17 protein-coding genes are annotated in these 22,733 nt (G+C 51.7%); 12 read left to right on the top strand and 5 right to left on the bottom strand.

The features are described 5' to 3' along the window. Positions 1-63: 63 nt before the first annotated feature. Entirely contained in the window at positions 64-2,316 is a 2,253-nt protein-coding gene (locus EFB08_RS13420; protein WP_123127466.1) for a cation:proton antiporter, read from the top strand. 362 nt (positions 2,317-2,678) lie between these two features. Here the strand turns inward: EFB08_RS13420 and secDF are convergent, their stop codons facing one another. The 4 genes from secDF to EFB08_RS13400 all read right to left on the bottom strand — a co-directional run bounded on the left by secDF (position 2,679) and on the right by EFB08_RS13400 (position 7,603). Beyond that, positions 2,679-5,669 carry a protein translocase subunit SecDF gene (gene secDF, locus EFB08_RS13415; RefSeq protein WP_123127465.1) on the bottom strand — a complete coding sequence of 997 codons (2,991 nt, stop codon included), beginning with the start codon at positions 5,667-5,669 and terminating at the stop codon, positions 2,679-2,681. A gap of 169 nt (positions 5,670-5,838) precedes the next feature. Continuing rightward, entirely contained in the window at positions 5,839-6,204 is a 366-nt protein-coding gene (locus tag EFB08_RS13410; protein WP_125077739.1) for a hypothetical protein, read from the bottom strand. A gap of 103 nt (positions 6,205-6,307) precedes the next feature. After that, positions 6,308-6,931: a uridine kinase family protein gene (locus tag EFB08_RS13405; protein ID WP_123127463.1), complete on the bottom strand. Its 624-nt coding sequence runs from the start codon at positions 6,929-6,931 to the stop codon at positions 6,308-6,310. Positions 6,932-7,006: 75 nt separating this feature from the next. Then, a complete protein-coding gene (locus tag EFB08_RS13400) occupies positions 7,007-7,603 on the bottom strand; it encodes a non-canonical purine NTP diphosphatase (protein ID WP_123127462.1) in 597 nt (198 codons plus the stop codon). 522 nt (positions 7,604-8,125) lie between these two features. Here EFB08_RS13400 and EFB08_RS13395 point away from each other — a divergent pair. Genes EFB08_RS13395 through EFB08_RS13385 form a run of 3 tightly spaced genes read left to right on the top strand, consistent with a single transcriptional unit; the run spans position 8,126 to position 10,837 of the window. Further along, entirely contained in the window at positions 8,126-8,944 is an 819-nt protein-coding gene (locus EFB08_RS13395; protein ID WP_123127461.1) for an MlaE family ABC transporter permease, read from the top strand. 12 nt (positions 8,945-8,956) lie between these two features. Next, on the top strand, positions 8,957-9,730 hold the full coding sequence (locus EFB08_RS13390) for an ABC transporter ATP-binding protein (protein WP_123127460.1): 774 nt from the start codon (positions 8,957-8,959) through the stop codon (positions 9,728-9,730). After that, entirely contained in the window at positions 9,731-10,837 is a 1,107-nt protein-coding gene (locus EFB08_RS13385; protein WP_123127459.1) for an MlaD family protein, read from the top strand. It abuts the gene before it with no gap. Between the two features lie 720 nt (positions 10,838-11,557). Here the strand turns inward: EFB08_RS13385 and EFB08_RS13380 are convergent. Continuing rightward, the gene (locus EFB08_RS13380; RefSeq protein WP_123127458.1) at positions 11,558-12,067 is read right to left on the bottom strand and encodes a phosphoribosyltransferase family protein; all 510 of its coding nucleotides are present in this window, start codon (positions 12,065-12,067) and stop codon (positions 11,558-11,560) included. Between the two features lie 172 nt (positions 12,068-12,239). On the opposite strand from EFB08_RS13380, the gene EFB08_RS13375 reads away from it, so the two are divergent. The 8 genes from EFB08_RS13375 (at position 12,240) to EFB08_RS13340 (ending at position 22,600) form a co-directional block, all read left to right on the top strand. After that, on the top strand, positions 12,240-12,482 hold the full coding sequence (locus EFB08_RS13375) for a type B 50S ribosomal protein L31 (protein ID WP_062544188.1): 243 nt from the start codon (positions 12,240-12,242) through the stop codon (positions 12,480-12,482). 65 nt (positions 12,483-12,547) lie between these two features. Continuing rightward, positions 12,548-13,777, top strand: a complete 1,230-nt coding sequence (locus tag EFB08_RS13370) for a GlmU family protein (protein WP_123127457.1) — start codon at positions 12,548-12,550, stop codon at positions 13,775-13,777. A 151-nt stretch (positions 13,778-13,928) separates the two neighbouring features. Then, the gene (locus EFB08_RS13365) at positions 13,929-15,050 is read left to right on the top strand and encodes a DNA polymerase III subunit (protein ID WP_123127456.1); all 1,122 of its coding nucleotides are present in this window, start codon (positions 13,929-13,931) and stop codon (positions 15,048-15,050) included. A gap of 9 nt (positions 15,051-15,059) precedes the next feature. Continuing rightward, on the top strand, positions 15,060-16,004 hold the full coding sequence (gene hemC / locus EFB08_RS13360) for a hydroxymethylbilane synthase (protein ID WP_123127455.1): 945 nt from the start codon (positions 15,060-15,062) through the stop codon (positions 16,002-16,004). Between the two features lie 67 nt (positions 16,005-16,071). Next, on the top strand, positions 16,072-16,692 hold the full coding sequence (locus tag EFB08_RS13355) for a peptidylprolyl isomerase (protein WP_123127454.1): 621 nt from the start codon (positions 16,072-16,074) through the stop codon (positions 16,690-16,692). 5 nt (positions 16,693-16,697) lie between these two features. Then, a complete protein-coding gene (locus EFB08_RS13350; protein ID WP_123127453.1) occupies positions 16,698-17,597 on the top strand; it encodes an SDR family oxidoreductase in 900 nt (299 codons plus the stop codon). A gap of 561 nt (positions 17,598-18,158) precedes the next feature. After that, complete coding sequence (locus tag EFB08_RS13345) at positions 18,159-19,112, top strand: ComEA family DNA-binding protein (RefSeq protein WP_123127452.1); 954 nt, start codon at positions 18,159-18,161, stop codon at positions 19,110-19,112. Between the two features lie 443 nt (positions 19,113-19,555). Next, the gene (locus EFB08_RS13340; RefSeq protein WP_123127451.1) at positions 19,556-22,600 is read left to right on the top strand and encodes a PAS domain-containing protein; all 3,045 of its coding nucleotides are present in this window, start codon (positions 19,556-19,558) and stop codon (positions 22,598-22,600) included. The last annotated feature ends 133 nt before the right edge of the window (positions 22,601-22,733 follow it).

Raw genomic sequence — 22,733 nt, 5'->3', positions numbered from 1 at the left:
GGTGGTCCGCTGGATTTTATCGGTTTCACCCTTGCGTTTACTTTCGATCACAAGTTAAAATTTATGACACACCTACCACATTTGGTAACCGACCTGGGCCTTATTCTTGGGGCCGCCGGCATTACCACGCTTCTCTTCAAAAAGCTGAAGCAACCTTTGGTGCTGGGCTACATCATTGCGGGGCTGCTGGTTGGCCCCCACGTGGCGCTGTTTCCCACCATCATGGAAAACGAGAGTATTACTATTTGGGCCGAGATTGGAGTTATTTTCCTTCTTTTCAGCCTGGGGCTGGAATTCAGCTTCAAGAAGCTGGTGAAAGTAGGAGGGGCCTCCTCCGTAATGGCGCTAATAGAGGTAGTGGTGATGCTGCTGCTGGGCTACCTGGCCGGAAAGATTCTGGGTTGGTCTACCATGGATAGCATCTTCCTGGGCGGTATTCTCTCCATTTCCTCCACTACCATCATCATCAGGGCTTTTGACGAACTGGGCGTGAAGTCGCAGCGGTTTGCGGGCCTGGTGTTTGGCGTCTTGATTGTGGAAGATCTGGTGGCTATTTTGCTTTTGGTGCTGCTTTCCACCCTGGCCGTAAGCCAACAGTTTGCCGGTACCGAGATGCTGGCCGCCGTCCTTAAACTGGCTTTCTTCCTGATGCTCTGGTTCCTGGGCGGAATTTTCCTCATCCCCACGTTTCTGCGCAAAGCCAGCAAGCTTATGAACGATGAGACCTTGCTCATTGTCTCCCTCGCGCTTTGTTTTCTTATGGTGATTCTGGCCGCCCAAGCCGGATTCTCTCCTGCTTTGGGCGCGTTCATCATGGGATCTATCTTAGCGGAGACCACCAAAGCCGAAAAAATAGAGCACCTTATTTCCTCAGTAAAAGACCTTTTTGGGGCCATTTTCTTTGTTTCCGTCGGAATCCTGATTGACCCTGCTACTATCGTTAATTACGCCGGCCCTATCGCGGTCATTACCATTGTCACGTTGGTGGGTAAATTCTTGAGTATCTCCGCAGGCGGACTGATCTCCGGGCAAGGCTTGAAAACCTCTATTCAGTCGGGGATGAGTGTGTCGCAGATCGGGGAGTTCTCGTTTATCATCGCTACCCTGGGCGTGACGCTTAAAGTAACCAGCGATTTCCTGTATCCAGTGGCGGTGGCGGTATCCGCGATCACCACGTTTACCACTCCCTACATGATTAAACTAGCCGAACCGCTGTACAGAACGGTTGACCGGGTTCTGCCGGAGAAGTGGCGTAAATCATTGAACCAGTACAGTTCCGGCACCCAGACCATCTCCACCACCAGTGACTGGAAACTGGTGCTCCAATCCTACGGCATCAATTTGGTGGTGTTCTCGGTGATCATCATCAGCATTGTGCTGCTTTCGGGCCGTTACCTCAATCCCCTTATTACCCAGCATGTGGTGGAAGGAACCTTGGGCAACATCGCCACTACGGTGATCACCCTCATCTTCATGGCTCCGTTTCTGTGGGCCTTGGCTGTGCACCATCCGCAGAAAGAGGCGCAAGGGCGTATTTGGGCCAACCGCAATTACCGAAGCCTGATCATTGTGCTTGAGTTTGGCCGCATTGCGGTGGCAATCCTTTTCATTGGGTTTCTGCTTAACCAATTCTTCTCGGTGCAATTAGCGGTTTTTGGCGGATTGTTGATCACTGCGCTCATGGTGGTTTTCTCCAAGAGAATCCAGCGATTCTATATCCGGATTGAGAACCGGTTTGTGCGAAACCTAAATGCCCGGGAAATCCAGGAGGCAGCCAAAATGCACCACACCCTTACGCCCTGGGATGTTCACCTTACCAGTTTTGACGTCATGCCTGAGTCTGCTGTGGTAGGGCAAAGTTTGCTCGATCTACAGATCAGGGAGAAATATGGGATAAATGTGGCTGTCATTGAACGCGGCGATCGCACCATTCTGGCACCTACGCGCAACGAACTGCTGTTCCCCAAAGACAAGCTGTACGTTTTTGGGTCTGATGAGCAGATGGAGGCGTTTAGGCAGTTTATCCAGAACAAAGTCCTGTTACCAGATGAAGTTGAAGGGCAGAAGGAAGAGGTGAGGTTGCAGAAACTGCAGGTGAAATCAGACTCCGCCTTGTTGCACAAATCCATCCGTAACTCCGGGGTCCGGGATAAGACGAAAGGCTTGATTGTGGGTATCGAAAGGAAAGGCCAGCGCATTCTTAACCCAGATTCTGAGCTTGTTTTTGAGGAAGGTGACCTTGTCTGGATTGTGGGTGTGCCCAGGCGCATCAAGCAACTGGAAGGTACGTTGGTGAATGAACCGGCCCCGTTGTAAACAGCAAAAGCCTTCAGGTTTCCAGACTCTGAGCTAATGTTTTAGCCCCGGTTTTAGGAAAACAGGGCTAAAGCATTTCAGGAGTAGTTTCCCGGATAGTCCAGAAGTGAATTGAAATTGAAAAAGCCAGATACATTTCTGGCCTTTTGGTTTCCTTTTCTAAAAGGAGGCCTAAAACATGGTTGGCTCAGAAACAGGTTTGTGGTGGTTTGCCATTTCAAGCCTCCTTTTGGAAAAGGACAGGTAAAGCAGTTCCAGAAGATTTTACTCCTGGGGTTAAGTCAGCCATAAAAGGAAGCAATAAAAAAGGCCGGGTAATTGCCCGGCCTTTTTTATTGCTTCCTTTTATGCTGACTGCAGGATTAGCCTGCGGTCACAACTGGCTTCACAGCCACTAGTTTCTCTTTGTCCACATTGGTGGTGTCCACCACAATAGGAGCGGCAATGAACAACGTAGAGTAAGTACCGGTCAAAGAACCAACCAGCATCGCGAAGGAGAAGCCTCTCAGGGTCTCGCCACCGAAGATGAACAGGATGATCACCACCAGCAATACCGTTAAGTTGGTGATGATGGTACGGCTGAACGTGCTGTTCAAGGCTGGGTTCACAATGTCACGGAACTTCATGCGTGGGTTCTCCTGGGTAAATTCCCGGATACGGTCAAACACAACCACGGTATCGTTGATGGAGTAACCAATGATGGTCAGGATAGAAGCGATGAATACCTGGTCCATCTCGAAGGAAACCCCAAACAGGTTGGCGATGGTAAAGGCGGAGAACACGATCAACACGTCGTGGATCAAAGCGATTACCCCACCCAAGCTGAACTGCCAGCGGCTGAAACGGAAGGCCAGGTAAAGGAAGATACCAGCGAAGGCAAGCAACACCGCAATCATGGCTGTCTTCTGGATGTCATCGGCCATGGTAGCCCCAACCTTAGAAGAACTTACAATTCTTGGGTTCTGCGTCTGGTATTCTTTAAGACCCTGTACCAGAGCAGTTCTTACAGCCTCATCCGCTTGGGTAGACTCGTCCTCAGCGATGTAACTGGTGGTGACTTTCAGACGGTTGCTGGCGCCATAGGTTTTCACCTCAGTACCCGCACCTTTGAATTCGTCATCCAACGCAGATCTTACTTCTGAGGCAGGAACCGCGCTGTTGAAGTCTACCACGTAAGAACGACCACCTTTGAAGTCCACGCCCAACGGCAGTTCACCTTTGATGAACACCGCCACAATACCGAACAGAATGAAGGCAGCCGAGAAAATGTAGGCTTTCTTGCGGTTACCCAGGATGTCAAACTTGATGTTCTTGAACCAGTTTCTGGAAAGCGGAGTCTCCAGAGAGAGGTTGGCGGTTTCTTTGCCTTTGGTCATCCACTCAATCAGTAAACGAGAGATGTAAACCGCAGTGAAGAAAGAGGTAGCAATACCAATCATCAACGTGATGGCGAATCCTTTTACCGGACCTGAACCGAAGAAGTACAGGATGATACCGGCCAATAACGTAGTCACGTTAGAGTCAAAGATAGAGCTAAACGCTTTGCTGTAGCCTTTCTTGATGGCTTCGCCCATGCTCAGGCCGCCGTGCAACTCTTCCTTGATACGCTCAAAGATCAGTACGTTCGCATCCACAGACATACCCATGGTCAATACCATACCGGCAATACCCGGCAAGGTCAAGGCAGTACCAAACTGCGCCAGAATACCAATGATGAAGAAGATGTTGAACAATAGGGCGATGTTGGCAATCAGACCACCTTTGCTATAGTACGCAAACATGAACAGAACCACCAGGCCCATACCGGCCAGAGCAGAAAGCAAGCCTTGGTTGATGGCTTCCTGACCCAAAGACGGACCTACAATGGCTTCTTCCACAATACGGGTAGGAGCAGGCATTTTACCGGCTTTCAGGATGTTGGCTAAGTCTTGGGCTTCTTCAATGGTGAAAGAACCAGAGATAGAAGAGTTACCGCCGGCAATCTCGCCTTGTACCACAGGGGCAGAGTACACATAGTTATCCAGTACAATGGCCACTTGTTTCCCTATGTTGTCACCGGTCAAGCGCTGCCATTTCTTAGAACCAGCGGCGTTCATGCTCATATTGATCTCCGGGCGACCTTGCTGATCGTAGTCCTGACGGGCATCTGCAATGTACTCACCGGTCAAAGGAGCTTTTCCTTCGCGGCCTTTTTTCACAGCGTACAGTTCCAGGAACTCAGCACCATCGTTAGAAACGATTGGCTTCACACCCCATAAGAACTTCAGGTTTTGTGGGAACAAGGCTCTTACTTCCTGCTTGGCAAACAAGGCGTTTACTTTGGCAGTGTCACGTACGTTGGTACCTAAACCGTTAGGCAGAGTAGTGAACAGACGAGCCAGAAGTGAGCTTTGGTTCGGGTTGATGGAGTCTTTCTTGGCAGCAGCGCTATCGGCTGGTTTGCTTAACTGGGCAGCTAAGGCAGAAGTGTCTTTGGCAGCGGCTCCGGTTAAGGCATTGGCAGAAGTATCAGCGGCAGAAGCCAAAGAAGCAGCACCGGCAGTGTTGCCTTTCAGTTTGTTTGCAGCCTCTTGTTTTACCAGGTAGTCATTCAGTTGGGTGAAATAAGGACCATAGTCCTGAATGCTCCATACTTCCCAGAACTCCAGGTTAGCAGTTCCTTGTAAGAGTTTACGCACACGCTCTGGGTTATCCACGCCGGGCAACTCGATCTGGATACGGTTGGTACCTTTCAGGTGCTGGATGTTTGGCTGGTTCACCCCGAACTTATCGATACGGGTACGAAGGATGTTGAAAGAACGGGCTACCGCGTCATCCACTTCTTTGTTGATGACCGCTAATACTTCCTTGTCGGTAGAGTTGTAGCTCAGGTTACGGGTAGTGCTGTTAGCGAAGATAGAAGCCAGTTTCGCGTTTGGCTGAATCTCGCGGTAAGAGTTGTAGAACAGGTTTACAAAGCTCTGCTGGCTTGTGGCCTGCAGTTTCTGGGCACGGGCAATCGCCTGCTCAAACGCGGCGTCTTTACGACCGCCGGCCATGGCACGGATGATTTCCACCGGAGAAACCTCCAGCGTTACGTGCATCCCACCTTTCAAGTCAAGGCCAAGGCCCAGTTCGCTTTCCTTTACCTGCTGGTAGGTGTACTCGGCTCCCAGGAAGTTGAACACCGGAGCTTTCCACACCGAGTCAAGGTACGATTGTCTTTTGTAGTGGTCTAGCTTGCCATTAGCCGTGGTGGCAAAAGCAGTAGCGTCTTTCTCAACGCCTTTAGAGACCAGCGAGAACGATAAATAGTAAAGGCACAACGCCGATACAATTACCGTCAATACCAGGATAAAACCTTTGTTACGCATTGGTGATAAGTGAATAGATAAAATTAAACGAAATGATAGCAGAGTTAAATACCAACGGATGATTCACCGCCTGACCCCTGTGGGCAGTGCGAAGATCAACGTGAGGCACAAGAAAATGCAGGGTTTCCCCGAAAACAGGCTCAAAACGCCAGGTTTCCGGAGGGTGCCGTCAGGGAGCGTTGGGAGAGATAGGCTGCGTTGCTACTTTCTGGAGCAGGAACGTCCAGGAAGGGGAGCCTAAAGAGGTGGTAACCGCCTGCTGCACCGGCGTCACAAACGTGATGGGCAGGAAAGGGGCTGGTTGGGCGATCTGGAAATCTACGAAGGAGGTGGTCGCCTCAAAGGTAACCTTCTGTTTCACCACCGAGGATTCCGCGTCACGACCCTGCTTGTTAACCGAGGTGTGGTCTACGGGAGAGGCAGCCGCGTGGGCGTACGCCGGAAGGGCCCTGTGGTTTACAGTAAGCGCCAACAGCAAGGCAATGCTGGTGAACAGCAGCCGCCAATTACGTTGTATGTAGTGCCCGGGTTTCATCTCTGTAAGCAAAGGTAGAGGATTCTTGAAATAAAACAAAAGCCTCTGCTGTGGGTTGAACAGCAGAGGCTTTTGATAAGTGCCCTTCCAGTAATAAATAGGGCTATTTTTTGATTTTGGAGTTCAGATACGTCACCAGCACCTCTAAACCCACCTCAAAGTTACGGTTGTTGGGGATGATGACATCGGCATCGTTCTTGAACGGCTTGATGTATTTCTCATAGGTGGGCGCCACGTGGTTGGTGTAGCGGTAGAGCACATCGTCCAGGTCATAGCCACGCTCTACTTTGTCACGCAAGATGCGACGCTGCAGTTTAATGTACTCTTTGGCGTCTATGTACACTTTCATGTCCAGCAGCTTGGCTACTTCTTCAAAGTAAAACACGAAAATACCTTCCACTACGACAATGGGCGCTGGCTTGAACTCCAGCTGGCGTGGTACCACGTTAGGGTTGTTGAACGTGTATTCTTTGCGGTAGACGGTCTCGCCTTTGCTTAGTTGAAGAACGTCATGAGCATAGGCCGCGCTGTCAATAGAACTCGGTAAATCGAAATTGTGGAAACCGTTTTCGTCTATGTACTGTTTGTCGCGGTCGTGGTAATAGTTGTCCTGAGAAACCAGGCAAATCTCCTCAGGTGCATACGAAGCCAGTAGCCTGCTCAGGAATGTGGTTTTCCCCGATGCGCTTCCTCCCGTTATTCCTACTATAAATGGCTTTTGATGCATAAATACGTATGGTTTACGGGGTGCAAAATTACTCTTTTGTAGGTACCAAGCCTAATGCCGGTTCAAAAGAATTTCTCAGGTGCCGGTTTGCACGTAACGGTGCTGCAGAAAGGAAACCAATTGCTGTACAGCCCGGCCCCGGTGGCTGATCTGGTTCTTCTCCTGGCTGTCCATCTGGGCGAAGGTTCGGTCCTGGCCCTCGGGCACGAAGATGGGGTCGTAGCCAAAGCCTTGCTCGCCCTGTGGGGCGTCAATAATGTGGCCTTCCACGATGCCATCAAACAGGTGCTGCTCGCCTTCCTCCAAAATTAATGCGATGGAGGTCCTGAACCGGGCTTTGCGGTTGGTCTTGTTTTTCAGGCCTTCCAGCACCTTCTGCATGTTGGCTTGGTTGTCGCGTTCCGGGCCAGCGTACCGGGCCGAGTACACGCCGGGCTCGTTGTTCAAGGCTTCCACTTCCAGGCCGGTGTCATCGGCGAAGCAGAGCACGTGGTATTTCTCCCACACGTAGGACGCTTTCTGCAGGGCATTTCCTTCCAGGGTGTCCTGGTCTTCGGACAGTTCCTCGGTACAGCCCAAAGCCTCCAGGCTGATCAGCTCAAAAGGGGCTCCCAGCAATTGCTGGATTTCTTTCAGTTTATGGGCGTTGTTGGAGGCGAAACAGATTTTCATGCGGTGTCTGGTATAAAGGATGGAAGTTAGGGGTAACAATGATACTACGTGTGTACGGCAGTTCAAAGCAATCAGAAACCGCCTTCATTTTGTAAAACCTGCCTTTCTGAGGGCCTTTAAAGCAGAGGTTCCTCTGCGTCAGTTTCTTCTGAACTACTCAACGCCGCAGTTCGCTTGCCCGTACCTGTAACTCATGTTTCTTTTTAATAGGTCCTCAGGCTTTTTGATGTAATTTTGCCGCGGCTTTCCTAATGGAACCGGAAAGTTTCCGTTTGGGCAAGAACGTCCCCGATGGCGTTTTAAAGCAAATTTCCTGTTTTAGAGCCTTTTTCAGGAAAACAAGCCGAAAGCAGGTGCTTTCCTGATAGGTTGCGTTTGGGTACTTCCGGTCACCCTAGGAAAAATGCCGCGCCGGTGACCACAAGGGGAGAAAGGCGACAAAGTAAGGGCGCAGTTAAGGTAAACAGCGCTAGACAGGTGTCCTGAAAAAAAGGGTGCCGCAGATGATAACAAGAGCAATTGATGAAGTTTCACAATGATGACGACCAGCCGGCAAGACGGCCCCGCGGACAGGCGATCTCCAGAAGGTTGAGCCGGATTTTTGCGGAGCTGTATTCTATCGCCTCGTTTATTGGTCGTTTTTTCAAGGAGGTTTTTCTTCCGCCGTATGAGTTCAAGGAGATTATCCGGCAGTGTTTTGAGATTGGCGTAAAGTCGCTGCCGCTTATTTCCCTTACAGGTTTTATCATAGGTATTGTGTTCATGAACCAGTCAAGGCCGTCATTGGCCGAGTTTGGAGCTACGTCCTGGCTACCTTCACTGGTATCACTGGCAATTGTGCGGGCGCTGGCTCCGCTGGTGACTGCCTTGATTGGGGCAGGCCGCATCGGGTCCATGATCGGGGCTGAGCTGGGTTCTATGAAAGTGACCGAGCAGATTGAGGCTATGGAAGTGTCCGCTACCAACCCGTTCAAGTTCTTGGTGGTGAGCCGGGTGCTGGCCACTACGTTCATGATTCCGGCCCTCATGATGTACACCATGCTGGTGGCTTTATTGGGTGCTTTCCTGAATGTGAACGCAAACGAAGGCACCAGTTTCACCACGTACTTTACCCAGGTTTTTGATGCCATTACCTTTCTGGATATTTTTTCTTCGGTGATTAAATCAGCGTTGTTTGGCTTCACCATTGGCGTGGTGGGGTGCTACAAAGGCTATCATTCGTCAAAAGGCACTGAGGGCGTAGGCAAAGCGGCTAATTCTTCCGTAGTAACGGCTATGTTCCTGGTCTTTATTGAGGAGCTGCTGTCGTTGCAGGTGATTACGGCGCTCAGGTACCTTTAATAAGTTTTAGCGATGAAGGAGACACAACCGGTTATAGATAGAAGCAACTGCGTCATCAACATCAGAGGGCTGGAGAAATCCTTCGGTGACCTGCATGTATTGCGCGGCGTGGACCTTGACCTGTACAAAGGCGAGAACCTGGTGGTGTTGGGAAAATCAGGCACCGGGAAATCGGTGCTGATCAAGATCATCTCAGGGTTGTTGAAGCCTGATGCAGGGACCGTGAACGTGCTGGGAGAGGAAGTAAACAAGCTCAAAGCCCGTGACCTAGACCATCTGCGCCTGAAGATTGGGTTCTCGTTCCAGAACAGCGCCTTGTATGACAGCATGACCATCCGGAAGAATCTGGAATTTCCTTTGGTGCGCAACCGCCGCGATATGACCCGGGGCGAGGTAGACCGCATGGTAGAAGTGGTGCTGGATGCCGTAGGACTTTCCCAAACCATCAACCAGATGCCCTCAGAGCTTTCCGGCGGACAGCGCAAGCGCATAGGCATTGCCCGTACGTTGATTCTTCAGCCCGAGATCATGCTCTACGATGAGCCTACCGCCGGTCTGGACCCCATTACCTGTATTGACATCAACAACCTGATAAACGAAGTGCAGAGCCGCTTCCATACCTCTTCCATCATCATCACCCACGACCTCACCTGCGCCAAAGACGTGGGCGACCGCGTGGTGATGCTCCTGGACGGCCAGTTCCAGCGCCAAGGCACGTTTGAGGAAGTGTTCAACACTCAGGATGAGCGGGTGCGATTATTTCATGATTACAATTTCATAAACTAAATGAGTGCAGTAGAAAATAGGAGAGCCGTTGTAGTAGGAGTCTTCGTGTTTTTGGCCCTGGTGATTCTGGTGGTCGGTATTTTTGTGTTGGGTGGCCAGCAGAAACGGTTCACCAAAACCATCCAGGTATCGGCCATCTTTGATGACGTAACCGGCCTGAAGATAGGAAACCAGGTGCTATTCTCCGGGGTACGGGTGGGCGTGGTGAAAAGCATCGCCTTTGAAGGACCCTCGCAGGTTGCTATCGCGATGGACATCACCGAGGAAGCCCAGAAATACATCCGGAAAGACGTGAAAGCCAAGATCGGCTCAGAAAGCTTTATCGGGAACAAGGCGATTGTGCTGTACGGCGGCACCCCGCAGATGCCGGTAATCCAGCCCGGCGACCGGCTAGCCACCGAGGCTCAACTCAGCACCGAGCAAATGATGGCGACCTTCCAGGAAAACAACAAGAACCTGGTAGCCATCACCACCGATTTCAAGAAGTTGAGCTCTGGTTTGGCCAACGGCGAAGGACTGGCCGGCGCTCTTTTGACTGATGACCAACTGGCCCAGAATTTCCAGGCCATTCTGGCGAACCTGCAGAAGACCTCGGCCACCAGCGTACGCGCATCCCAGGCTCTGGCTCAGTTCTCGAACAAACTGAATACTCAGGGCGGCCTAGCCGATGAACTGCTCACCGACACCGTCACCTTCAACCGCTTGCGGGCCACCATGACCCAACTGGAGCAGGTCATGAGCACCACCAACCAACTCACCAGCAAACTGAACCGCACCACCGACAAACTCGGCTCCAACAACAATGCCCTGGGCGTGCTGCTCAACGACGAACAGTTTGCCCTTGACCTGCAGATGACCATGCAGAACCTGGAAGCCGGCACAGACAAATTAGACGCTAACCTGGAAAGCCTGCAGCACAGCATCCTGCTCAACGGCTTTTTCCGGAGAAAAGCCAAACGCGACGCTAAGCAAAAGGAACGGGAACTAGAACGCCAGCAACGACTAGAAAAGCTGGAGCAGAAGCAGGATAAGAAGAAACCGTCTCCCGTTAAAACCACAACTCCAACGGGCCAAACCGTCCCTGATACACTGGCACCAGCTAATTAGGGTTCTATTCAGAATCAGCTATTCGTTTAGGCCTTTGTTTTGGGAAAACAGGCATAAACCTCTTAAAGAGCGAATCTGAATTTGTGGCAGTATAATGTAGAAAGGTCTTATGAGTTGTTGGTGAAAACACCAACAACGGCAGGCGGGCTGATGATGAGGGAACTCCTCTAAACTCAACTTCAAATATGTAGGGCACCTCTTGTGGGTGCCCTACATATTTGTTGCCACTGATAGTTGCGGGGGATGCGTTCAGAGACAAGGCCTGCTTTTTCTCTGGATTTTTCCTTTTAAAGGGAGTTATGGAAGATGTTCTTTCTCAATTAGGTAAATGTAAAATCGAGGTTATCGCCTCACTTTAGTTTGCAAACTGAAGGTTATAGTAGGTCTAGGTCACAGACTTGAACCATGAAAGGTTCTTTGTCTTAGCAGTAAAGGCTTAAACTAAAACCAATATTTCCAGTCTTTCGGGTGAGCGCCTAGGCAGGTTCCGGTGCCGACAGGCATTGCGACCTTCAGGGAGCAAAGGAAGCTGGCACAGCGCGAACCCGGAAGACGAGGCCTCGCGGCCGTGAGCGCTCGGAGAGGAACGATGCAACAACTAGGAAGTCGAAAACTGTACAACAGAAGCTACGCCCGCATAAGCCAACTGCGTTCACAGAATAACCCCACACTTTAAAATACGTTTTTAAGGCAAATTCCCCAAAACACCTCTAAAATCGCCTACAGCAAATAGGCATTCCAGGCATCCTCCGCCCAAACAACCCTGATATGCTCCCGCAAAGTCGTTGCTAGAGAATAGCCGGTGTAGGTAGACGAGATAGGGTACAGCGTGTGATGGCGGTTGATAAGTGTGGCGATCTCCAGTTTCTTGCAGTTCTTGTCCAGGAACTCCCGCAGGGTATAGGCCAGAGTTTTGCCGGTGTTCAGAACATCGTCTACCAGCACCACGGCGGTGTTCTCTAGGGTAGAAAGGGCAGGGGTGATGACGATGTCATGGGAGAGGGGCTCGGTTTTGTGCAGCGTCACTTCCATTAGTTGGACATCCAGGGGAGAGATGGCCCGCAGTTCCTGGGCTAGGAGTTGCGCCAAGAAGTAGCCGTTCTCGTGAATGCCGGCCAAGACCAGCTGTTTTTCCTCAAAGTTCTGTTCGTAGATCTCAAACGCCATGCGCTTGATTTTCTGCAGGATCTGGTGGTGGTCCAGGATGCGGTTCTCTTGGGTGAAGACCATGGTTTGTTGCTGTTTACAGGCCAAATTACCAAAATAATTGCCAAACCAGCCGCATGGTACCGGGCAGAGTTGTATCTTTGAAAATATTTCCAGGAAAAGGTTTTAATTGTGAGGCAAATGCCCTACTTTTGCAGTCCTATTCCAGAAATCCGTTGTTTAAAAATATAGAATAATGAAAAAGGACCTTCATCCTGAATACAGAGAAGTAGTTTTCCAGGACACTTCCTCAGACTTTAAATTCATCACCCGTTCTACCATGAACTCTAACGAGACCATCACCATGGAAGACGGAAAGACCTACCCAGTGGTTAAAGTGGAGGTTTCTTCTGCTTCGCACCCGTTCTACACCGGTAAAAACATCTACGTGGATACTGCCGGACGTATTGACAAGTTCAAGCAGCGTTACAAAAAATAAGCGTTTCGCGGTTCTCCGTACAGAAGTCTTCCTGAACCTCAGGAAGACTTTTTTATTTTTGCCTTATGAACATCATTCTCTTTGACGACCCGGTGCTGCGGGCCAACCTGTTGCCGCTTACCTTTACACGGCCTGTGGCCCAGATCCGCATCGGGATCATGACCATTGCCGAGAAATGGCAAACCATTTCCAGGGAATTGGTTTCTCACCTCACCCAGGGCTACCTGCAGGGAAAATTCCCGCAGCACCTGGATGGTGGCGACAACCTTTACGTGAACGGCGCCATCTGCCCCACCCCGGAACTGCTGGACCAAATCAGGCACCTGCCGGTGGGCGGCACCTTGTTCCATGATGAGATACTAGTAGCGCTTAACGCCGATCATCTGGAACTGCGGAGCGTGGATGAAGTGTACCAGCATAACACCTCTAAAAGGATTCAGGTAGAGCTTCCGGCGCATACAGTGGTGCGGCATCTGTGGGACATCTTCAAGTTCAACGGACCCCAGATTCGGGAGGATTTCAAACTGGTGACCCAGGGCCGCGAGAGCCAAAAAATCTCCGATCCACATACGGTGGCCTATAAATCCGAGGATATCTTCATTGAGGAAGGTGTGATTTTCAAAGCAGCCATTCTGAACGCCGAGGCTGGGCCCATTTACATAGGGAAGAACGTGCAAGTGCAGGAAGGAACCGTGATCAGGGGGCCGTTTGCCATCTGCGAGGATAGCGTGATCAACATGGGCGGTAAGATGCGCGGCGACGTGACCGTGGGACCTGGCTGCAAAGTGGGCGGCGAGATCAGCAACTGCGTGTTCTTTGGGTATTCCAACAAAGGCCATGACGGGTTCCTGGGCAACTCGGTGGTAGGGGAGTGGTGCAACTTCGGGGCAGATACCAACACCTCCAACCTTAAGAACAACTATTCCAACGTGCGGCTCTACAGCCACGCGGAGGAGAAAATGGAAGACACCGGCCTGCAGTTCTGTGGCACCATCATGGCAGACCATGCCAAATGCGGCATCAATACCATGTTCAACACCGGTACGGTAGTGGGCGTGGGCGCCAACGTATTTGGGGCAGGTTATCCGCCTAACTTTGTGCCTTCCTTTACCTGGGGCGGATCAGAGGAGGCGCAGACGTTCAAGCTGAATAAGTTCTATGAAGTGGCTGAAGCCGTGATGAGCCGCCGCGGATTGGCCGTTTCAGAGGAGGACCGCAAGATCTTCGACCACGTGTTTGAGGAGACCAAAGCCTCCCGCACCTGGGAAAGGGAGCCCGTGGGCACCACTGCGTAGGACCTGCAAAAACATAGAACCCCGGCGCCGGATGGTTTTTACGCTATTTTCTGAAAAGTAGGGCAAAAACGGTCCGGCGCCGTTATCTTTACAGACCAATTGGCGCGGGACCAGAGTTTCCGGGCTATCTGTTTAAAATTAACCTTCATACGTGCAGTTTTCCCAGATTTACGGCCACCAGGAAACAAAGCAACTGCTGCTGAACTCCGTGAAGTCACAGCACGTGGCCCATGCCCAGCTTTTCTTAGGATCTGAAGGGAGTGCCAACCTGGCGCTGGCGCTGGCCTATGCCCAATACCTTAACTGCGAGGACCCGCAGCCCCAGGATTCCTGCGGCGTGTGTCCCAGCTGCAACAAAATTAGCAAGCGCATCCACCCGGATCTGAATTTTGTGATGCCGGTGACCAAAGTGAAAGACCAGGATGCCCTGAGCAAGAACTTTGTGACCCAATGGCGCGCGTTCCTATCTGACAGTCCATACCAGACCCTCAACGACTGGATGCAGTTCATCGGGGCGGAGAACAAACAGGGTACTATTCCGGTAGGCGAGAGCCGCGAGCTGGTGCGCATGACCTCTTTGAAAGCCTTCGAGGCGAAATACAAAGTCATTGTCATCTGGCTGCCCGAGCTCATGAACGCCAGCGCCGCCAATGCGCTCTTGAAGTTGTTGGAAGAGCCGCCGGCAGCTACGGTGTTCTTGCTGGTGAGCAACGCCTCAGACAAGATCATGCCCACCATTCTGTCCCGTACCCAGCTGGTGAAAGTGCGTGCGTTTACCGATGAAGAAGTCATCCAATACCTGATGGAGCAGCAAGGAACGGAGCGGGATCGCGCCTACCAAGTGGTGTCTCTAGCCGAGGGAAACCTGCAGGCGGCCCGGGTTTTGAGCCAGGAAATGACCTCAGATTACTTCACGTTTTTCCTGAGCTGGATGCGCCTTTGCTACAACCACAAGTTTGACGGGGTGCTGGAGCAGAGCGAGGATTTCCAGAAGCTGGGCCGCGAGAACCAGAAGAACTTCCTGCAGTTTGCTTTGGGTTTGCTGAGAAAAGTGCTTTTGTACGGAGTAGATAGCAAGCTGATTGCGTTTTTGCCACCACCGGAAATGGATTTCGTGCAGAAGTTCGCGAAGCTTATTCACCAAGGGAATGGCGCACAATTGTCGCATGAACTCAACGAGGCGCATTACCACATTGAGCGGAATGCCCACCCTAAAATCACGTTTTTAAATACCTCTATACAGATTGCCCAGCTCATCAGGCCGGTGGCATAAACAGAGCACATGGAAACAACTGAACTAACGTCTCCCATCCGCATCGCTACGCGTGGCAGTCGGCTCGCTTTGTGGCAGGCCCACCACGTGGCAGATACGCTGCGCGCCAACGGCATGGAAGTGGAGATTGTGACCATCACCACCAAGGGAGACATCGTGTTAGACCGGTCTTTGGATAAAATTGGCGCCAAAGGCGTGTTCACCGAGGAACTGGAGGAAAGCCTGCGCACCGGCGCCACCGATATTGCCGTGCACAGCGCCAAAGACGTGCAGTCCACCATCCCCGATGATCTGGAACTACTTGCCTTCATGGAACGCGAGAAAGTGCACGACGTGGTGATTTCTTTTGATCCTTTGTTCAAACTGGGCGAGGGGCAGCAGGTCATAGGCACGTCTTCCACGCGCCGCCGTTCCATGCTCAAGCGCTTTTACCCTAATGTGATCACGTCTGAGTGCCGCGGAAACCTGCAGACCCGCATCCAGAAGTTGAAGGACGGTCAGTACGATGCGATTCTGCTGGCTTACGCCGGGGTATCACGTATGCAGTACGACCACATGATCGCGCAGCATCTGCCATTGGACAAGTTCATCCCGGCCGCCGGACAGGGCAGCGTGGCCATTGAGTGCGCCAAAACCCTGCCCTTGGAACGCAAGCTGAACCTGAAACTGGCCCTGGACCACAAACCCACGCACTTGTGTCTTCTGGCCGAACGGGCGTATCTGCGTACCATGGAAGGCGGCTGCAGCATCCCGTCCTTCGCGCTGGCGACCATAGAAGAGGACATCATTACCCTAAAAGCCGGAATTATCAGTCTTGATGGTGAGGAACTGATCTTAGAGGAATTAACCGGACCTTCTGCCGAGGCGGAAGCCATGGGCGAGCAACTGGCCAATATCGTGCTCAGCAAAGGCGGCGACCGCATCTTAAAAGCAATCAGAGAAGAAAAAGCATAAAACATTGAATAACGGAAACAGGTCTGGAGCGGTAATTGCGTTTTAGCCCTGTTTATCTAAAAACACCATGAAAAAGAGTTTGTACCTGTTGGCCTTGCTGGTGCTGTTAGGGGTTACCGCATTCGCCCAGAAGAAAAGCAAGAAAGATTACCTGGTCACCATCAGCACAAACCAGGGCACCATCCGGTTGGTGTTGTTTGAAGATACGCCCAAGCACCGCGAGAACTTCCTGAAACTGGTGAAACAGAAATTCTACGATGGCACCACCTTCCACCGCGTCATCAACGATTTCATGATCCAGGGCGGCGACCCCAACACCAAGGACGAAGACCCCAACAACGACGGAGCCGGTGACCCGGGCTACACCGTTCCCGCTGAGATTCTGCCGCACCACAAACACATTTACGGCGCCTTGGCCGCTGCTCGCATGGGAGACAATATGAATCCCAAAAGAGAATCCAGCGGATCGCAGTTTTACCTGGTGGAGAACCACGAGGGCGTGCCTTTTCTGGACAACCAATACACCGTGTACGGGCAAGTGATTGACGGCTTGTCAGTGATTGACAAAATCGCGGAGCAACCCAAAGACTACCGTGACCGGCCTGCAACGGACATTAAGATGACAGTGACAGCCAAGAAGATGCCTAAAAAGAAAATCACTAAATTGTACGGCTACCGCTACGAATAAACTCTATGAAGACGATCCTCATTACTGGTTCCAACGGTCTGCTGGGGCAGAAACTGATTAGCCTGCTGCACACCGAGCCTAACATCAAACTGATCGCCTCTTCGCGGGGGCAGAACAAACTAGCCGAACTTTACCCACAGGTAGCCTTCGCCGCCATGGACGTCACTGATGCCGAGCAGGTAGAGCAGGTGATCGCCGAAACCCAGCCTACGCACATCATCCATACGGCGGCCATGACCAACGTAGATGACTGCGAAAGCCAGCGTGAGGAGTGTTGGAAGCAGAACGTGGACGCGGTGGAGAACCTGGTGAAGGCCTCGGAACGGCACGGCGTGCACCTCATCCACGTCTCCACGGATTTCATCTTTGATGGCGAAAACGGCCCGTATTCAGAGGACGCTGAAGGCGCTCCGGTGAATTTTTATGGTCAAAGCAAACTTGCTGCCGAGGAACTAGTAAAAAGTGCCGCCTGCAAATGGGCTATCCTACGGACCGTGCTGGTGTTTGGCATTGTGCACGACTACGGCCGCTCCAACATTGTGCTGTGGGTGAAAGGCTCACTGGAGCAAGGCAAGCAGATAAAAGTAGTAAACGACCAACTCCGCACACCCACCCTCGCCGAGGACCTGGCCCAAGGCTGCTGGCTCGCCGCCAAACATGATGCCCAAGGAATCTTCAATATTTCCGGCGAGGAGCTGCTGACCCCGTACCAAATGGCTATTCAGGTAGCGGAGTACTTCAACTTGGACAAGTCCCTGATTGAGGAAGTAGACGGCTCTATCTTCACCCAGCCTGCCAAACGTCCGCCGCGCACTGGTTTTAACATCACCAAGGCTAAAACGCAACTCGGCTATCAGCCGCGTACCTTCAAGGAAAGCATCGCCATTGTGGCAGAGCAGATATAAGAAAAACAAAACACAACGGCCCTCCTGGAGATTTCAGGAGGGCCGTTGTGTTTTTATCTTGGAACAAAATGCCCATTGTTGGAGGAAAGCATTTCTAAATAGTTTCTTTCCTGCGGCGGGCCGGGAAGAAGGCCTACATTGAGGCCGAGACACGGCCTGCCGCAAGCAGTGGCTGTTCGAATGGCAGTTGCCTGCGTCAGTTATGGAACAGATAGCTTTAGCCAGGTGGTACTTTAACTGAAGCCTCACTGTCCGAGCGTCAGCGAGTTTGAGGCTTCTTGATTCTTTTGGTTACTTTTCTCATCAAGGAGAAAAGTGACAAACGCGGGCAGACCGCGACTGCAGCCCTGAGGCCCGGTAGGAAGGAAGTAGGAAGTAACTACCTTCAAAGTGGATTTGAGGCTGTCGCCTCACGGAAGTTGCAAACTTCCGACCATGGTAGGTCCAAGTCACAGACTTGAACCAGAATATAAATAGCAAACACCGACCACGGCGCGCAAGCCTCTAACCTGAAGTTTTCTAATATTCAACATTTTTAATGTTCCGTCGTAGAATGACCCTATGCCGAAACGTCTGCTCCGCACCCTCAAGGATTACTTCTCGTTCTCCCAACGGGAGCTGAAGCAGGTTTTTATTCTGATTTTCCTGATGTTGGTGCTCGTTGCGGCGCCTTTTGTTTTTTTCCAGGACGATGTTCCGTATGACCCAACCGCTGACCAACAAATACTGGACAGCCTGGTGGTGCAACTGGACAACCAAGCCGCCGAGGCAAAAGCTGAAAGGTCGTACGCCTACCGGCGCAAACCTATCAAACTCTATCGCTTTAACCCCAATGACCTCACGGTAGCACAATGGCAGGAGCTAGGGTTGAACAAATACATCGCGCAGCGTATTCTGAACTACCGGGCCAAGGCGGGCGACTTCAAGAGCAAAGCACAGCTTCAGAAAATCTATGGCCTGCCTGATTCGCTGTTCCAGCAATGGTACCCCTATATCAATCTGCCCGATGAAAGTCCGGGGTACGCGCGCACCTACGCCAAGGACCGGCCGTTTTTAAGCCCTTATCCGGAAAACAGGCCTAAAACCGAGTCCCCGCGCAAACGATGGGAACTGCAGCCTTTTGACCTGAACACCGCTGATACAACTGAACTGAAACAGATAAAGGGCATCGGGAGCAAACTTTCAGCGCGAATTGTGAGTTTCCGGGACAAGATGGGTGGGTTTCATTCGGTGGAGCAGGTGGCGGAGGTGTATGGGTTGGCGCCAGAGGTGGTGGACAGCGTAAGAAAATACGGATTCGTGGCCAAGGCGTATGAGCCCAAGCGAATCAACCTGAACACCGCTTCGTTTGAGGAACTTCGGCAGCATCCGTACATCGGGTTCAATCTGGCGAAGGCCATCGTCAATTACCGTACTCAGCACGGACTTTATCCAAGTGTGGAGGAACTGCGCAAAATCAAGATACTGGACGAAGCCAAATTCCAGAAGATGCAACCTTATCTGAGTATCCGGTAACGATTCAGACAGCCCGCCATTAACTCCATTTATTTCCAGAATTTTTCAGGGCAAAACCACTTTCAACCGCTTTTCATTAGAGCCTTGTTTTTCATCTGCCTCTGGTTTTAAAGCTGATTTTTCGAAAACAGGCAGAAAACAAAAAGTATCAGGTAGGTAGAAGTAGTGTCGTATTAATACTGAATTATGACTCGAAAAGCCAAATTTGGACGTACAACTGGGTTGAACTACTTGGTTTTTCAAAACTAATCGTACTTTCAAAGGAGCGGGTAATAGTACCTGGGGTAGTTTTCAAAGCGGTGGCCTTTGCACATTTCCCTGAACACGGGAGGGAAACAAAGCGCGCCTCTTATTTTAAGTAGAGGCATGGTCCGGAACAAACCGTTGTACTGGAGAGCCCATCGGTCTGAAAACGGCATGGCAATAAAAGGAGAGATAGTTTTATGAGGCGGACACAAGAACGGGTCAACAGCATCAGGGAGCCATCTGCTTTGTGTCAAATTCTGGAGGCAGCGCCAGACCTGTACCTTATTCTGTCGCCTGATCTCAGGATTCAAATGGTAACAGAGGCGTACCTGACCGCAACGCTCAGCAGGCGGGAAGACCTGTTGGGAAAATATGTTTTCGATGCTTTCCCCGCTAACCCAGACACTCCGCTCGCCAACTCAGTTGAGAACCTGCAGGCCTCTTTCCAACAAGTGCTGGAAACTAAAAAGCCGCATCAGATAACCACCCAACACTATGACGTGCCCAAACCATTGGAACTGGGCGGCGGCTTCGAAGAGAAATACTGGAGTGCCATCAACACTCCGGTGCTGAATGAGGAAGGCGAAGTTCTCTTTATCATCAATAAAATAATTGATGTCACGGCATCGGTCAAAAGCCAGGCGGGGGTGAAAAGCCTCCTGCGGGAGCGGAATGCCTTACAGGAAGGGTTGGAGCAGGCCTACGAAGTGCAGCAGAAGCTGCAGGAAGAAGACCGTCGGTTGAAAGAGGCTCAGGCCATTGGGCACATCGGGAGCTTTGAGTCGGTTTTGCAGGCCCAGGAACTGTACTGGTCAGATGAATTGTACCGAATTTTCGGATTAGAGCCCCAAAGCGAACAAGCCACCTTTGAGAAGTTCTCCGGGGTGGTGCACCCCGCAGATAAAACCCGTTTCGAGGAAGCCATGCGGCGGTTCTACCAGAGCAAAGGCGGCTTCGACCTAACTTACCGCATCTTGCGGGCCGATCAGCAGACCAGGGTAGTGCATACCCGGGCTACCGTGTACTTTGATGCCGGAGGCCAGGAACAGCGGGTGCATGGCACCGTGCAGGACATTACCGAACAGATGCTGGCCCAGGAAAAGCTGGAAGCCAGCGAAGCCTTGTTGCGCCAAGCCGAAGCCGTGGGCCATACCGGTAGTTACGAGGCAGATGTGGCCACCCGTGCGGTTAGGTTCTCTGATGAAATGTACCGGTTGCTGGGGCACGAACCCAACTCCGTAGAACCCACCCCGGATTGGGTAAACAGCATCACCCATCCCGACGACGTTCCCCTCATCAATAAACTCCTGGAGGACGCCCTGAAAAACCGGCACCCGTACCAGTACATCCGGCGCATTTACTGGCCCAACGGGCAAATGCGATACATTGAAGGGAAAGGCCGCATTGTCTGTGACGCGCAGGGCGAGCCCCTCAAATTCCTGGGCACCGTCTATGACATCACCGACCAGATCAGAACCGACCTCATCCTGAACACCATTAATGAGGTGTGCTTTGAGTTGGATGAACAGCTTCGGTTCAAATTCGCCAACCGCAAAGCCCTGGAGGCCTGGTTTAAGAGGGAGGAGGAGGTGCTGGGCAAAAGCTACTTTGAGGTTCTCCCCCAAAACCAAGACACAGAGATGGCACAGGTAATCTTATCGGCGGTACAAAAGCGGGAGCAGGTGCTGCAGCGCGTTCACAGCCCTGAGGAAGACAAGTGGTATTTCTATAATGTTACGCCATCGCCCACGGGCGTCATCGTCCTGTATTTTGACATCACCGATCGCGTGAAAGCCCGTTTGGAGATAAAAAAGCAACAGGACCAGTTTCAGCTGCTGGTGGAAAACATGCCCAGCCTTATTTCCCGCTGGGGAGAAGACTGCCGGTTGGTGTATTGTAATCCTAATTTCGAGGCTAAGTTGGGTCTGGTGCCAGGGGTTGGGTTGGGTAGAACCAACCAGGAGATGGGCTTGCCGCCTGAAGTAACCCTGCCATTCCGCCAGAGTCTGGAAGAGGTGTTTTCTACGGGACAGCCCCAGGACCACACCTGTACGTTGCTTACGTCCCAAGGAAAAATTAGCCTCCTGTCCCGATTAGTGCCCGAGGGAAAGCCAGAGGGCAGGGTAGAAAGCGTACTGGTAATTGCGCATGACATCACCCACATAAAGAAAGCCGAAGAAGAGATTAGGAAGCACCTGAACATTCTTCAGCAGGCCGAAGAGATGGTAGGCATGGGCAGTTGGGAGTATGACATCGCCTCTGGCGAAATTACCTGGTCAGAAGGGCTTTCCCGCCTGCTGGAGGTAGATAGGAACCAAGGCTCCTGGTCCCAGAATTTCCTGGTGGCTGTGGTGGAGGAAGACAAACCTATTGGCCAACGGATAATAGAAGCACTGCTGCAAAACCCGCATCCCTTTGAGGAAACTGTACGCGTAAGAACCCATCAGGGGATAAGAAAGCAGAAAATGAAAGGCATTGTGGTGACCGGCTCAGACGGAAAACCAGCCAAAGTATTGGGCGTGAACTGGGACATCACCGAAATGCAGCGCCTGGAGGAAGAGAACCTGGCCATTCGGCTGGGTCAGCAAAAAGAGCTTTTGGTGGCTATCCTCAACACGCAGGAAGAGGAAAGACGCCGCATCGCTGAGGGGTTGCACAACGGCATCGCGCAGTTATTGTACGCCGCCAAACTGAATCTGGGCCAGGTAATCCAGGATGAGTACATCCTGCAAAACAAGCAACTTCTGGAAAACACCTCCAAAACAGACGCAATCCTGGAAAAAGCCATTCAGCAGACCCGTTCGCTGTCGCATGAACTCATTCCCACGCCCTTGTCTGACCTTGGGTTGGCGGCGGCCCTCAAAGATGTCTGCTCTACCTTGTCCAGTAAGCAGCTGAAAATCAAGTGCTGGGTTTTCAATCTGCACACGCCCCTGGAAAAACACATGGAACTGGCGGTTTACCGCATTGCGCAGGAACTGGCCAACAACATAGTGAAACATGCCGATGCTACCCAGGCGGGCCTTCTCCTGCGCGAGCAAAGAGGCGCTTTAGTCCTGGAGGCTGAAGACAACGGGAAAGGGTTTGTGCCCGGGCAGTTACACAACAAAGGCCTGGGCCTGAAATCCATCCATGATCGCGTGAAACTGCTCAACGGAACCATTGAGATAGACTCGGCCCCAGGCCAGGGCACCACCGTCAGTATCTCTCTCCCACTGTCACTGCCTGAACCTGCCATTTAGGTTTTAGGGCCGTTTTCTTAAAATCAGATCTAAAACGGTTTTACATTTCAATTGTAGGGGCAATCCCTGGTGGTTGCCCTCATACGTTTGCTCCCGAAATAAGGCATCCACCAGGGATTGCCCTGCATTTTCT

This window comes from Rufibacter latericius (assembly GCF_003721515.1).
In the GTDB taxonomy this organism is placed as follows: Bacteria; Bacteroidota; Bacteroidia; order Cytophagales; family Hymenobacteraceae; genus Nibribacter; species Nibribacter latericius.
This window is presented reverse-complemented; position numbering and strand designations above follow the sequence as displayed.

Bases quoted from the DNA above. Each gene is read 5' to 3' on its own strand.
- EFB08_RS13420 (WP_123127466.1), top strand. From the start codon at position 64: ATGACACACCTACCACATTTGGTAACCGACCTGGGCCTTATTCTTGGG.
- secDF (WP_123127465.1), bottom strand. From the start codon at position 5,669: ATGCGTAACAAAGGTTTTATCCTGGTATTGACGGTAATTGTATCGGCG.
- EFB08_RS13410 (WP_125077739.1), bottom strand. From the start codon at position 6,204: ATGAAACCCGGGCACTACATACAACGTAATTGGCGGCTGCTGTTCACC.
- EFB08_RS13405 (WP_123127463.1), bottom strand. From the start codon at position 6,931: ATGCATCAAAAGCCATTTATAGTAGGAATAACGGGAGGAAGCGCATCG.
- EFB08_RS13400 (WP_123127462.1), bottom strand. From the start codon at position 7,603: ATGAAAATCTGTTTCGCCTCCAACAACGCCCATAAACTGAAAGAAATC.
- EFB08_RS13395 (WP_123127461.1), top strand. From the start codon at position 8,126: ATGAAGTTTCACAATGATGACGACCAGCCGGCAAGACGGCCCCGCGGA.
- EFB08_RS13390 (WP_123127460.1), top strand. From the start codon at position 8,957: ATGAAGGAGACACAACCGGTTATAGATAGAAGCAACTGCGTCATCAAC.
- EFB08_RS13385 (WP_123127459.1), top strand. From the start codon at position 9,731: ATGAGTGCAGTAGAAAATAGGAGAGCCGTTGTAGTAGGAGTCTTCGTG.
- EFB08_RS13380 (WP_123127458.1), bottom strand. From the start codon at position 12,067: ATGGTCTTCACCCAAGAGAACCGCATCCTGGACCACCACCAGATCCTG.
- EFB08_RS13375 (WP_062544188.1), top strand. From the start codon at position 12,240: ATGAAAAAGGACCTTCATCCTGAATACAGAGAAGTAGTTTTCCAGGAC.
- EFB08_RS13370 (WP_123127457.1), top strand. From the start codon at position 12,548: ATGAACATCATTCTCTTTGACGACCCGGTGCTGCGGGCCAACCTGTTG.
- hemC (WP_123127455.1), top strand. From the start codon at position 15,060: ATGGAAACAACTGAACTAACGTCTCCCATCCGCATCGCTACGCGTGGC.
- EFB08_RS13355 (WP_123127454.1), top strand. From the start codon at position 16,072: ATGAAAAAGAGTTTGTACCTGTTGGCCTTGCTGGTGCTGTTAGGGGTT.
- EFB08_RS13350 (WP_123127453.1), top strand. From the start codon at position 16,698: ATGAAGACGATCCTCATTACTGGTTCCAACGGTCTGCTGGGGCAGAAA.
- EFB08_RS13345 (WP_123127452.1), top strand. From the start codon at position 18,159: ATGCCGAAACGTCTGCTCCGCACCCTCAAGGATTACTTCTCGTTCTCC.
- EFB08_RS13340 (WP_123127451.1), top strand. From the start codon at position 19,556: ATGAGGCGGACACAAGAACGGGTCAACAGCATCAGGGAGCCATCTGCT.